Raw genomic sequence first — 13,161 nt, 5'->3', positions numbered from 1 at the left:
CCGCCGCCCGCGACGCCGCGGCCCGCGAGGCGGCCGCGCGTGACGCCGAGGCCGGCCTCCAGCGGGAGGGTTCGCCGCTGCCGGGTTCGCCGGTGTCGCCGGAGCAGACCGGCGGGGCCAACCGGTGAGCGACGCGCCTGTCGCCGTCGTCCTCGTCGCGATGGACGACGAGGCGGCGCCGTTCCTCTCCCTCGCGTCCGACGTCGGGGAGCCCGAGCGGGTCGGCCTCGCCGAGCAGCGCACGATCACGCTGGCCGGACGGCCCGTCGTGCTGGTGCGCACCGGCATCGGCTTCGTCAACGCGACGGCCGCCGGCACCGGCGCGATCCTCCGGTACGGCACGGACGTGCCGCTGATCAGCGCGGGCAGCGCCGGCGGTCTCGCCAAGGACGTCGCCGTGGGCGACGTCGTGCTGGGCGCCCGCCTCGTGAACGCCGACGCCGACGCGCGCGCCTTCGGCTACGTGCTCGGCCAGGTGCCGGGCATGCCGGAGGCGTACGACGCCGCTCCCGCGCTGGCCGACGCCGTGCGCCGTGCCGCGACCACGGTCGACGAGCAGGTGCTGCGCGAGGGCAGCATCGGGTCCGGCGAGAAGTTCGTGACCACCGACCTGGCGCAGCAGCTCCGCGCCGACTTCCCGGACGTGCTCGCCGTCGACATGGAGTCGGCCGCCCTGGCCCAGCTCTGCCACAACTTCGGCGCGGACTTCGTGTCGGTGCGGGCGGTCTCCGACCTGTGCGCCCCGGACGGTACCGAGTTCCGCACCCACGTGGACGACGCCGCGCACCGTTCGGCCGAGTTGGTCACGGCCGTGATCGGGCTGCTGGAGGACTGACCGGGGCTGGGCCGGCGCGCTGGGCCGGCGGCGCGCTACGCGGGCTCCCGCGCGGCGTCGCCGGAACCGCGGGCGGCGGCCTGGAGCTGCGCCACCGCGTGGCCGATGAGCGCGGCCCGGCGCCGGTCGAGGCGGGCGTGCACGACGATGCGCCGCACCACCGCGGGCCGCACCACGGGCCGGGCGACGAGGCCCCCGGGCAGGTCGGTGACCGCCAGGAGCGGCAGGACCGTCACCCCGACCCCTGCCAGCACCAGGCGGAGCGCCGCCCGGTGGTCGTCGAGCCGGGCGGCGTAGCGCGGGGTGAACCCCGCGGCGCTGCACGCGGTCAGGACGATCTGCCCGATCGGGCTGTCGTAGATGTCGTAGTCGATCCAGGGCTGGTCCGCGAGGTCGCGGAGGCTGACCTCGGGGCCGGCGGCGAGCGGGTGGTCGGCGGGGAGCACGGCCACGAAGCCCTCGACGGTGAGCTCGTGTCGCCGGTATCCGTCGAGGTGCACCTCAGCGCCGCCGTCGGGCTCGGTCCGGACGTCGAGGTCCGGCCGCCGTCGTCCCCGCCCGTCCACGGGCTCGTTCAGGCTGATCTCGACGGTGAGGTTCGGCTGGAGCTCGCGCACCCCCCGGACGACGGCCGGCATCCACTGCTCGGCGGCCGACGCGAAGCAGGCCACGGCCAGGTGCTGCCCCTGGCCGCTGCGGAGGTCCGCCACGACCCGTTCGAGCAGGCCGAAGTCGGCCAGGAGCACCTGGGCCTGGTCCGCCAGGTGCCGCGCGTCGTCGGTCGCGACGATGCCACGCCCCCGCTTCTCGAACAGGACCAGCCCCGTCTCGCGCGCCAGGGCGGTCATGTGCTGGCTGATCGTCGCGGGCGAGTAGCTGAGGTTCCGGGCCGCCTGGTTGATGGAGCCGGCCGCCAGGACCGCCCGCAGGATCTCGAGCCGTCGGGGATTGAGCATGACGCGACTGTACGGGTATGGCGAACGGTCGCGCGGTTTTGTTTGCTTGTCCTGATCCTTTCGGGAGACCGAAGATGGCATCCGGCGCACCGGGTCCGGTTGAGCGGACGCTTCGGTTCACACGAGAGGACGGCGATCGACATGACGTTCCAGGACGAGGCGGACCGCCTCCTGATCCGGTACGGCCCCAGCTTCAGCCCGCGGCTGATCGAGCGCGCCGCCGGCTCGTACGTGTACGACAGCGACGGCACGCCGATCCTCGACTTCACGTCGGGACAGATGAGCTCGATCCTCGGGCACGCACACCCGGACATCGTCGCGACGGTGTCGTCGTCGGTCGCGTCCCTGGACCACCTGTTCAGCGGCATGCTCAGCGCCCCGGTCCTGGGCCTGGCCGACCGGCTGACGGCGACGCTGCCCGCCGGCCTCGACAAGGCGATGCTGCTGAGCACGGGCGCGGAGTCCAACGAGGCCGCGATCAAGATGGCCAAGCTGTACACCGGCCGCTACGAGATCGTGTCGTTCGACCGCTCGTGGCACGGCATGACCCAGGGCGCGGCGTCCGCCACCTTCTCGGCGGGGCGGCGTGGCTACGGTCCGCCGACGCCGGGAAACCTCGCCCTGCCCACCCCGAACGCCTACCGCTCGCCGTTCCGGTCGGCCGACGGGTCGTACGACTGGGAGGCCGAGCTCGCGTACGGCTTCGCCCTCGTCGACCAGCAGTCCGCCGGCAGCCTCGCCGCGTGCGTCGTCGAACCCATCCTGTCGTCCGGCGGGATCATCGACCTGCCCCCCGGGTACCTGCGCCGCCTCAAGGAGCTGTGCGAGGAGCGCGGGATGCTGCTCGTCCTGGACGAGGCGCAGACCGGCCTGGGCCGCACCGGGACCATGTACGCGTTCGAGCGCGACGGCGTCACGCCCGACATCCTCACCCTGTCGAAGACGCTCGGCGCCGGGCTGCCGGTGGCCGCCGTCGTCACCAGCGCCGAGATCGAGCAGGTCTGCTACGACCGCGGGTTCCTCTTCTACACGACGCACGTCTCGGACCCGCTGGCGGCGGCCGTGGGGCTCACCGTCCTCGACGTCATCGAGCGGGAGGACCTGGTCGAGCGGGCCGCGCGCCTGAGCGAACAGCTCAGCGGACGGCTGCTCGCGCTGCGCGACGCCTACGAGGTGGTCGGCGACGTCCGCGGCCGTGGGCTGCTGCAGGGCGTCGAGCTGGTCCAGGACAAGGTGAGCAAGGCGCCCGCCGACGCGCTCGGCAACGCCGTCACCGCGGCCTGCCTGGACCGGGGCCTGCACATGAACATCGTCCAGCTGCCGGGGATGGGCGGCATCTTCCGGATCGCGCCGCCCCTGACGATCAGCGAGGACGATCTCCACCGGGGCGTGGACATCCTGGAGGCGTCGCTCAAGGCGGTGCTGGATCGGTAGAGCTGGACCGGTAGCGGCGGTCTGCGGGCCTGGCCGGCACGAGGCGTGCCCGGCCGGGCACGGAGCCCGGACGGCGCTGGCCTCGACGATCAGCCCTTCGCGTCCGCGTAGCTCTCGGTCACGGCGACGCTGAGCGGAAAGTCGACGGGGAAGTCACCGAACAGGAGCCGGCCGGCCTCCTCCGCGGCGGCGCGCACCTCCTGCGCGACGACGTCGGCGAGCGCCGCCGGGGCGTGCACCACGATCTCGTCGTGCAGGAAGAACACGAGGTGCGGCCGGCGGTCGAACGGCGCCGGGGCAAGCCCGGGGGCGCCGTCGGACGCATCCTCCCCGAGCGCCCAGAGTCGACGGCGGATGGACGCGATCCAGCACAGCGCCCACTCCGCCGCGGTGCCCTGCACGACGAAGTTCCGGGTGAACCGGCCCCAGGACCGGGTCTGGCTGCGGGCGCGGGACTGGGCGTCGGCGCCGGCGTCCTCGTCGAACGCGGAGCCCTGCACGGCGGCCCACGACTCCCCTGGAAGCGGCGAGCTGCGGCCGAGCCGGGTGGTGACCACCTCGCCGCGCTCCCCCGCCCGGGCCGCGCGCTCGACCAGTTCGATGGCCTGCGGGAACGCCCGGGCGAGCCGCGGCAGCACCTGGGCGCTGACGCCGGTCGTACCCCCGTACATGGCGCCGAGCATGCCCACCTTGGCGTGCTCGCGGGAGTCGACAGCGCCCGTGGCGACGATCCCCGCGTACATGTCGGTGCTCGCCCCGTCCTTGGTGCGGCCGGCGGCGGCCATGCGCTCGTCGCGCGCCAGGGCGGCCAGCACGCGTGGTTCGAGCTGGGCGGCGTCGGCCACGACGAAGGTCCAGCCCGGGTCGGAGACCACCGCGCGCCGCACGTTGTGCGGGAGCTGGAGCGCGCCGCCGCCCGTGCTGGCCCAGCGGCCGGTGACCACGCCGCCCACGACGTACTCCATGCGGAACCGGCCGTCAGGCGCCCAGGTGTCGAGCCAGTTCCAGCCGTTCGCGGTATAGAGGCGGTAGAGGCTCTTGTACTCCAGGAGCGGCGCGATCACGGGGTGGTCGAGCTTCTCCAGCTCCCACTTGCGCAGGCTGCGCGAGCCCACGCCCGCGTACTCCATGGCGCGCAGCAGGTCCTGGTGGGAGTCGGGGTTGAGTGTGGGCGGGGCGTCCAGCGCGGCCCGGATCTTCTGGGCCAGTGCCTCGAGCTTCGCGGGCCGTGCACCCGGCCGCGGCCGCGGCCCGAGGGCCTCGGTGAGGATCTCGTCGTGGACGTCGCCGCGCCACGGGAGGCCGGCGTGATGCATCTCGGCGGCGGCCAGCGCGCCCGCCGACTCCGCCGCGAGCAGGAGGCGGAGCCGCCCGGGGTCGGTGCTGTCCTTGATCGCGAGGAGCTGGGCGGCCAGCTCCGTGACGGGGTCGAGCGGGTCGACAGGGTCGTCTGCTGCACTGCCGGCTGGGACGGTGGCGGCGGGTCCACTCTCGCCGAGGTCGAAGAGTGCCTCGGCGCCGGGGTGCCGATCGGGCCGGACGAGGGCGGCCGCCGTCGGCCCGCCCGGGGGCGGGATGGGGGTGAGCCGGTCCCAGGCCGTAGCCCCGGCCTCGGCGAGCGCCGTGTGCGCCGACAGGGTCGAGGCGCGAAGCACCGCGTGCGCGAGCCGGAGGTCGTGCGCCCGGTCGACCCGGACGCCCTCGGCGAGGAACTCGGGGTACCAGCCGTTGGTGTCGTCCCAGGTCCATCGCACGTGAGCCGCCTCGTCGCGCGCCACCTCTTGCGCCAGGGCGGACGTCTCGACGACCCGCGGCTCCCCCTCGGGCACGCCCGTGTCGGACACCGGCCGCAGGCCGATGCCGGAGCCGTCCCGCGAGACCACCGTGTGCATGGGACCCAGTCTGCCGTGCGCCTCTGACACTCTGTCGGAGCCCCGGTACGTGCAGCCCCTCGCCCGGCAGGAAACCTCGCAGGAGACCTGGCGCGAGGCACGGAAATGCATCCACTCCGGCTGGACCCTCGTTGACCGCCACGGCCGGGAGATCCACCCGGCGGGCAGCCCGCTCCGAGCGATCGGGGGACGGAGATGAAACAGCCCGCCGGTGCTCCAGGCAGGCGGGTGCGTACCGCCGCCGTCCCGGCCGGAGCACCGGCCGGGACGGGCAGGTTGGTCAACCCGCCACGTGGTCAACCCGCCACGTGGTCAACCGCGACTTGGTCAACCCGCGACGTCCGCCACAGCTCGGGCCCGGCCCACGACGAAGGCGGCGTGCAGCACCGCGGGCGGTGTCAGCTCGCCGGCCAGGAGGCCCTGGGCCGTCCGCTCCAGTGTCGCGAGCCCGAGGTCCCGGGCAAGCACGCGCGCCTGCTCGACGTCGGACCGCTGCCGCACCGTGAGCGCCGGCCGGCCCGTGGCTGCCGCGGCGAGCAGGACGTCGCCCAGCAGCAGCGCCACGCGGCGCACCGGGGGCGGCGGCGCCGTCGGCGGCCGGACGACCTTTGCCGAGGACGCCTGGGCCTTGAGCTTGCGGATCCGCTTGCGCCAGAAGTCCCAGTGGCTGTTCTCGAGCGACCAGGCGGGCGTGATCGTGGGGCTGACCAGGCGGATCGCACCCTTGTCGCGCACGAACAGGCCGACCGGCTCGTCCCGGTCCTCGCGGCGCTCGATCGTCACCGCGACCAGCCTGGACCGCACGGACAGCAGCGTCTGGACCGCTTGCTCCCCCGCGGCCGGCAGGCGCAGCTGCCGCGTCTCGCCGTCCGAGGTGACGACGGCGAGCGTGAGCTCCTGCCGCACCTCGTCGATGCCGACCTCGCCGACGTCGCGGACCAGTACCAGCCGGACGTTCGCCGGACGGCGACCGAACCCGACGACGTCGCGCGGCCGCACGCCCGCCCCCGTGCGCTCCGCGATCACGCGGAGCTCCTCGAGGGCGAACCCGTCGCCGTCCAGGCGCTGGAGCACGGGCGTGCCGCCCGCGCCGAGGCCGCCGTCAGGCTTGGTCCGCACCTTCGTCAGGGCGAACGCGCCCTCGCACAGCGTGCTCAGGGACCTGTTCCACAGGAGCGGGCTGGTCCAGCTCCGCTGGAACCTCGGGTCGCTGCCCGACGGCCGGCCGGTCACGACCTGCCGTACCTGGCCGGCGTCCGCCGTGGCGGGCGCGCCAGCTTCGGTCTCGGCGTCCCAACCCAGGTAGGCCAGGCCGCGCGACCCGCTCTGCGACGTCCACCAGCGGGCCCCGAGCGGCACCCAGCGGGAGATGTCGATCTCGTCGTCCGTGCCCTTGCCGGGCCCGCGCCCCCGGCCTGCCGCTGCACTGCCTGTCGCTGCGCGGCCCGACGTGCTCGCGGCGCTGCCCGACGCACCAGCGGCAACGCCCGAAACGCCGGCGACGGCGCCCAAGGTGCTGACGGCATCGCCCGAACCGCCACCAGCATCTCCCGGAACTCCCGCGGCACCCGACGCTGTCGTGGGTCCTGCACCGGCAGTTGCCGCCGGGTCCGTCGCGCGTTCCAGCACCTCGCACATCGCCCAGACCTCGGCGAAGGCGTCGAGCAGGTCGGACTCCGTGACGGCGTCGTCGCGACCGGCGAGGCCCGCGACGAGGCCGCCGGCGACCCGGATGAGACCGTCGAACCGCACGTTGCCGACCTGGTCGGGCGCGACCTGGTCGAACCCGGCGACCCGCACCCGGCCGGCCAGTGCGGTCAGCGACTCCGCGTCGTCCGCCCCGAGGTGGGACAGGCCGCCCGACATGAGCCGCCCGACGACGTCGCGCACCTCCGCGAGCGCCTCGCGACGGCGCTTCACTACCGCCGCGGACGGGGCGCGGCCCGCCGCCGCGCCGGGGGCTGCGGACCCGGTGGCCGAACCGGCCGCACCCGCACCGCCGGGCGCGCCCGCTGCGCCGTCACCCGCACCTGCCGGCCCGCCGGGCCCTGCGGCCCCACCGGGTCCGGCGGTCGGGCCAGATCCGGTCAGCGCACCAGGTCCTGCCGCGGATCCCGCCCTGGGCACGGACTGCGCGACGACCGCCGCTGCGTCCGCCGACACCACGTCGGGCGCGATCCCGATCGCCCACAGGCAGGCGGCGACGACGTGCTGGCACACCCCCGCCGTCGGGCAGTCGCACGCGACCGCGGCCGGGCCGCGGCCGTCCACGCGCACCGCGACGCCGGACACGTCGAGCACCGCACCCTTGGCGTCGAGCGACACCTCGGTCACGGTGTCCTTGCGGGCGCGGCGCAGCAGGCCGGCGTTGCCGAGCGCCTTGAGCGCGTCGTCGTCCAGGCCCGCGTAGGGCGCCGCCCACGCGTAGGTCTTCCGGTCGCTCATGAGAGCACCTCCCCCAACCACTCGGCGAAACGTTCGGGCGTGAGCGCGGCGACCTCCATGCCGCACTCGGCCAGGTGCCGGGCGGTGCCCTGGTCGTAGACGGGTTCGGCCGCCTCGTCCAGGGCGGCGAGCCCCAGCATGGTGACGCCGGAGGACGCCATGCGGCGCACCGTCGTCAGCAGGTTGGACACCGATCCGCCCTCGTAGAAGTCGCTGACCAGCGCCACCACGGTCCGCGACGGGTTGCGGACCTGCTGCTCGGCGTGCCGCACCGCCCGTGCGATGTCGGTGCCGCCGCCGAGCTGCGCGGTCATCAGGACCTCGACGGGGTCTGCGGCCAGGTGCGACATGTCCACCACCGAGGTGTCGAACAGGTAGAGCTGCACGTTGATGCCGGGCAGCCCCGACAGGATTCCCGCACACACCGCGGAGTACAGCAGCGACGGCGCCATCGAGCCCGACTGGTCGACGAGCAGGATGACGTCCCAGGTCAGGGTCCGCTTGGCACGCGCGGAGAAGCGGACGTCCTCCACCGTCATCCGGCCCTCGGCGTCGACGCGGCCAAGGTTGGCGCGCAGCGTGCGCTTCCAGTCGAAGTTCCGCGCGACCCGGTGCATCGACCGGCGCGACCGGTCGATGCGGCCGTTGACCGCCGTGGTGAACCGGGGTCGCAGCCGTCGCACCACGTCATCGACGACCCGGCGGATGATGCGCCGCAGCCCGGACGCGGCCTGCTCGCTCAGGGCGCCCCGGACCTGCAGCATCGCGACGGCGAGCTCACGCGACGGTTCGAGGGTCTCGAGCGCGGTCTCGTCCTGCAGCAGCTCGGTCAGGCCGTAGCGGCTGACGGCGTCGACCTGCATGCGCTCGAAGGTCTCCCGCGGGAACAGGCTGCCGGCCTCGCTGAGCCAGCCGAGCGCGGTCACGTCCACGCCGTGCGGCTGGGACCCGCCGAGTCCCGCACCCCTGCCGCCGCGCGCTCCGCCGCCCTCGCCCGGACCCGTGCCTCGGCCGACGCGGTGCCCGCGGGCCGTGTACTCGCGGTCGTACAGGTACCGCAGCGACCGCTCCAGCCCCTGGTCCTGCTGCCCCACCTGTAGCTCGTCGGCCGCGTACCGGCCCAGCACCAGGCGCCAGCGCCGGGCGGCCTCGTCGTCCGAGACAGACGGGGCTGGTTCGGGCGCCTCAAGGTTTTCGGACGTCTGAACGCCTTGGGGCGCCCCAAGGACGGCGGGCACCACGGGATCAGACACCTCGAGATCGGGCACCGCCTGATCGGTCGCGCTCATGCTTCTCCTCCTGCCGTGCCGACCTGTGCAATACCGACTCCTGCCGTGCAAACGCCGGCGGCGCCCACGGCTCTGGTCGCTTCCGTCGCCGGGCCCCAGTGGGCCAGCCCGTCCCGTTCCAGCACCGCGACCAGCTCCCGGTCCAGCACCAGGCCGGTCGCCAGGTCCTCCTCCGACAGCGCGACCCGCACGTCCACCTGGTCCACCCGCGCGCCGGTTCGCTCGGCCACACGCTTGGCCAGCCGGTGCGTCTCGGTGGGACGCAGCCAGGTGAAGGCCCGCCGCAGGTCCGGCAGCACCGCCAGGAACGCGTCGCCGTCGAGCGTGCGCAGCGCGTCGTCCACGGCGTCGAACATCTCCGGCGTGTGCAGGATCAGGTCCGGCGCGGCGCGCATCACGCCGCCGAGGAACCGCACGGCCGCTCCCGGGTCCGCCCCCGCGGACAGGGCGCCACGCACCCGGGTGACCAGGACGTCGTCAGCCACCTCGCCGTCGGTGAAGCCCAGGGCGAGCAGGGCGCCCGCCACGGCGGGCGCGGTGCCCTCGTCATCGCGCAGGCGCGCGAGCTCGCGCTCGACGGCGATGCGGTTGGCCGCGCCGTCGGCTCGGCTCGCACCGCCGTCACGCACGACGTTGTCGGGCGCGCCGCCGTCTGCCGCGCTGCCGTCCGCCGCGCCGCCGTCTGCTGCCGCCGCGTCCCGCAGCAGGGAGCGCAGGCCGATCAGCGTCCCGATCGCGGCGTCCTCGTCCTCGGCCCGGACCTTGCCCAGGTCGCTGACCAGGTAGGCAGCCGTCGCGAGTGCCTGGCTCACCAGGTCGAGCAGCTCGCCCGCGTACTCCTCCGCACCCAGCTCGACCCGTGCCTGCCACAGCCCGAGCAGCCGGCGCGCGCCCGAGACGACGGAGTCGACGTCGCGGTCGGTGTCGAGGGTGACCCGCAGCAGGGTGACGATCCGGGGCAGGTGCGAACCCATCCCGATCACGAGCGCCTGCGCGACGAGCCGCGCGAGGGCGTCGACCGACGCGGCCGCTGCCCCGGGCACCGAGCCCGCCCCGGTGCCGGCGAGCCGCGCCTCCGCCTCGTACAGCCGGGCGACCGCGACCGCCTCGAGCGTCGCGCCGAGGTGCACCATCTCCACCAGCCGTGCCTCGACCAGCGGCGTCCAGCAGTACTGCCACTCCTCCGTGATCAGGCCCAGCCCACGGCCGGCCACGTGGTCCGGACCCGAGACCAGCTGCCCGAAACCAGCCCCGACGAAGTCGAGCAGCGCCAGCACCTGACGCTTGGCGCGGTGCGACGCCGTCCGGCGCGCGTCCAGGCGGGCCGTGCGCGGCAGCGAGTCGTCGACGACGAGCCGTACCGCCCGCACCCGCTTGCGCACGTCGCGTACGAGCGGCGGCGACGCGCTGCCGGGCGGCACCTCCCCCAGGGCCCGGCCGCCGAACACCTCGGCGATCGCCAGCCCCAGCGGCCGCTCCGGCTCGCCCGGTCCGCCGACGCCGCCGTCGTCCTGCACGTAGCACGAACGCATCGCGTCCAGCAGGTCGGTGCGGCCGGCGAAGGCGCGTTCGCGCAGGTCCGCGAGCCGGGTCGCGGACGCCGCGGCGGCCCCCACCTGCGGCAGGCTCACGGCGTGCCCCCGGTCGACGGCGCCCCGGGCGACGTCGACCAGGATCTCCGCGGCGAGGGCGCGAGCGCCGACAGGACCGGACGCCGCGGACACCGTGCCCGCAGCGCCTGCCGCAGTGCCGCTCGCCGCAGTACCGGTCGCCGCTGGACCAGTCGCCGCGGTACCGGAAACCGCGCTGCCCTTCGCGGACCGACGCTTCGTCGACCCAGGCTTCGCCGCAGAGGTCGCGGCAGTGGCACCGATTGCGCCTGTCGCGCCTGTCGCGCCGGTCGCGCCGACCGAGCCGAACGCCGGGAAAGCCGTGCCCTCGACCGCCAGCTCCCGCAGGTGCGCCGCGTGCAGGCGCTCGTAGTAGCCGGGCGAGGGCATGCCCGCGCCGTACCCGCGCAGCCCGTCGAGCCGCTCGTGGTCGTAGCGCACCAGCCAGGCCTCGCCCTCGGCCACCGGGCCGAAGCCGCCCTCGGGCTGCCGGTCGCGCACCGGAGCGCCCTCCGGCGCGCCGGACAGGGCCTCCACCAGGGCGAGCGTGTGGAAGGCCCCGGTCACGACGAGCACCGGTCCGCCCGCCCCTGCCACTGCTTCTGCCGCCGCCTCAGCCACACGGGCCGACATTCGCGCCTCACGGTCCAGGGACCCGTCGGCGTCGAGCACACCCTCCTCGTAGTCGAGACGCGCGAGCGCCGCCCACGCGAAGACGTCGTCGAAGACGGCCCGCCAGTCGGCCAGCTCGGCACTGCGCCGGGACTCGAACAGGTGGTCCCACACCTCGTCGTGGTCGCGGCACCCGAGCCGACGCGCGAGCGTCGCGACCGCCTCAGAGTGCGCCAGGTACCGCTCGGACATGAGCGTCCGCGCGAACGGATCGGGCTGAGCGGCGACGTCCGGCCCGTGGCCCGGGCCGGCACCCGGCCCTGAGGCGTCCGGTCCGAAGCCGGCTGGCCCAGAACCGCCGGGCCCCGAGACCGCGCGTTCCGCCGCCGACCGCTCGCCGAAGGAGCGGTCGATGAACCTGAGCTCCGCACCGACGTCACGCCCCGCGTGCAGGGCGACCCACTCCGGGGAGAAGGACGCGAGCGGGTAGAAGCCGGCGCCCTCCCCGGGTTCGCGGTCGCCCGTCTCCGCCGTGGAGCCCGTACCCGAACCAGCCGGGCCGCCGAGGCTCAGCACCGCGATCGGCGGCCGGGTCGCCTCGTGCAGCAGGTCCGGGATGAGCCGCGTGAACTCCTCCGGCCCCTCGATGAGGACTGCGGCCGGCCGCAGCTCCTCGATCGCCGCGCGCACCGCCACGGCGCACGCCGGGCTGTGGTGCCGCACCGGCGCGAAGTAGATGCCACGCTCGGTCTGCAGCCGTCCGACGGCGTCCGCTGCCGAGCGCAGGCGCTGCGGCGCGAGATCCCAGACGGCGCCCGCGCCCGCCCCGCCCGTCACCGCCACAGCGGTTCTGCCGCGGTGAAGAACGCCTTCCAGCGCGCGTCGGTGCGGGCACGCTCGCGCACCACGTTGTCCACGTAGTGCCGCAGCCGGCGCGCGTCCTCCTCCTCGCCCTTGAGCGCCACGCCCGCGACCTGCCGCGCCACCTCGGCGGCGGTCACCGTGCCGTCGCCGAGGTACCGGGCCTCCAGCGAGGCGGCGACGGCGACGTTGACGGCCTCGGCCGTGGACATGACCGTCTCCGGTCGCTTGACCGGCGCGCCCTCGCGGGTGCTGCCCGTCCGCAGGTCCTGGAAGACGGTGACCAGCACCTCGAGCACGTCGCGCGGCACCTCGGGGCGGTCGCCCTCCGGTCCCAGCTCGGCCGCGAGCTGGCGCTGCACCAGCTCGATCTCGAACGCGCGGTCGCGCACCGGCGCCACGGTCTCGAAGCTGAACCGGCGCTTGAGGGCCGCCGACATCTCGTGCACACCGCGGTCCTTGAGGTTCGCCGTCGCGATCACGGTGAAGCCGGGGCGGGCGGCGACCCGCGCGTCGGGCCCGAGCTCGGGGACCATCAGCTGCTTCTCCGACAGGATCGACACGAGCGTGTCCTGGATCTCGGGCGCGCAACGCGTGATCTCCTCGAAGCGCACGACACGCCCCTCGCGCATACCCGTGCAGATCGGCGACGGCACCAGCGACCGCTCGCTCGGCCCCTCGGACACCAGGAGCGCGTAGTTCCACGAGTACCGGACGTGGTCCTCGGTGGTGCCCGCGGTGCCCTGCACCGTCAGGGTCGAGCTGCCCGACACCGCCGCCGACAGCAGCTCCGACAGCATCGACTTGGCCGTGCCGGGCTCACCCACGAGCATCAGGCCCTGCCGCCCCATCAGGGAGACGACGGCGCGGTCCACCAGCGGGTCGTCACCGTAGAACTTGCGGGTCACGCCGAGCTCCTCGGAGCCCACGACGAACGCCCGCACGGCCCGCGGGCTGAGCCGCCAGCCCGGGGGTCGCTCGTGCCCGCGCTCGGTGTCCCAGGCGTCGAGCGTCGCCAGCTCGGCGGCGTAACGGATCTCGGCGGGCGGGCGGATCTCGGCATCGGCGGTCGTGCCGGCTGAGATGGTGGTGTCCGTGGTCATGACGTCCTTCGGTGCTTGCGTTCGAGTGATGGCGTTTCGGGTGCTGGCGTTTCGAGGTACTTCGAGTGGTGGCCGACGTGGCAGCGACGTTTCGCCCCAGGTCAGGGCTGCTCCGGTCAGCGTG

At 74.8% G+C, this 13,161-nt stretch carries 8 protein-coding genes; 2 read left to right on the top strand and 6 right to left on the bottom strand.

What is annotated here, in order from left to right; genetic code table 11:
- Window positions 1–124 precede the first annotated feature (124 nt).
- Entirely contained in the window at window positions 125–835 is a 711-nt protein-coding gene (mtnN, locus tag QRN56_RS13940) for a 5'-methylthioadenosine/S-adenosylhomocysteine nucleosidase (RefSeq protein WP_285104179.1), read from the top strand.
- A 35-nt stretch (window positions 836–870) separates the two neighbouring features.
- On the opposite strand, the gene QRN56_RS13935 is transcribed toward mtnN, so the two are convergent.
- Window positions 871–1,791, bottom strand: a complete 921-nt coding sequence (locus tag QRN56_RS13935) for a LysR family transcriptional regulator (protein WP_285104177.1) — start codon at window positions 1,789–1,791, stop codon at window positions 871–873.
- Between the two features lie 141 nt (window positions 1,792–1,932).
- Here QRN56_RS13935 and QRN56_RS13930 point away from each other — a divergent pair, with 141 nt between their 5' ends.
- Window positions 1,933–3,225: an aspartate aminotransferase family protein gene (locus QRN56_RS13930; protein WP_285104175.1), complete on the top strand. Its 1,293-nt coding sequence runs from the start codon at window positions 1,933–1,935 to the stop codon at window positions 3,223–3,225.
- Window positions 3,226–3,314: 89 nt separating this feature from the next.
- Here the strand turns inward: QRN56_RS13930 and QRN56_RS13925 are convergent, their stop codons facing one another.
- From QRN56_RS13925 to QRN56_RS13905, 5 genes are all read right to left on the bottom strand, one after another.
- Window positions 3,315–5,117, bottom strand: coding sequence for a bifunctional 3'-5' exonuclease/DNA polymerase (locus QRN56_RS13925; protein ID WP_285104173.1), 1,803 nt, complete (start codon window positions 5,115–5,117; stop codon window positions 3,315–3,317).
- 327 nt (window positions 5,118–5,444) lie between these two features.
- A complete protein-coding gene (locus QRN56_RS13920) occupies window positions 5,445–7,562 on the bottom strand; it encodes a hypothetical protein (RefSeq protein WP_285104171.1) in 2,118 nt (705 codons plus the stop codon).
- Entirely contained in the window at window positions 7,559–8,851 is a 1,293-nt protein-coding gene (locus tag QRN56_RS13915; RefSeq protein ID WP_285104169.1) for a VWA domain-containing protein, read from the bottom strand. The genes QRN56_RS13920 and QRN56_RS13915 overlap by 4 nt, the downstream gene beginning before the upstream one ends.
- The gene (locus QRN56_RS13910; RefSeq protein ID WP_285104167.1) at window positions 8,848–11,910 is read right to left on the bottom strand and encodes a DUF5682 family protein; all 3,063 of its coding nucleotides are present in this window, start codon (window positions 11,908–11,910) and stop codon (window positions 8,848–8,850) included. The genes QRN56_RS13915 and QRN56_RS13910 overlap by 4 nt, the downstream gene beginning before the upstream one ends.
- Complete coding sequence (locus QRN56_RS13905; RefSeq protein ID WP_285104165.1) at window positions 11,907–13,037, bottom strand: ATP-binding protein; 1,131 nt, start codon at window positions 13,035–13,037, stop codon at window positions 11,907–11,909. The genes QRN56_RS13910 and QRN56_RS13905 overlap by 4 nt, the downstream gene beginning before the upstream one ends.
- Between the last annotated feature and the right edge of the window lie 124 nt (window positions 13,038–13,161).

The sequence above is a fragment of the Promicromonospora sp. MEB111 genome, assembly GCF_030209445.1.
Classification (GTDB): domain Bacteria; phylum Actinomycetota; class Actinomycetes; order Actinomycetales; family Cellulomonadaceae; genus Promicromonospora.
The sequence above is the reverse complement of the archived record's forward strand: the minus strand, read 5'-3'. Positions and strand labels throughout refer to the sequence as shown.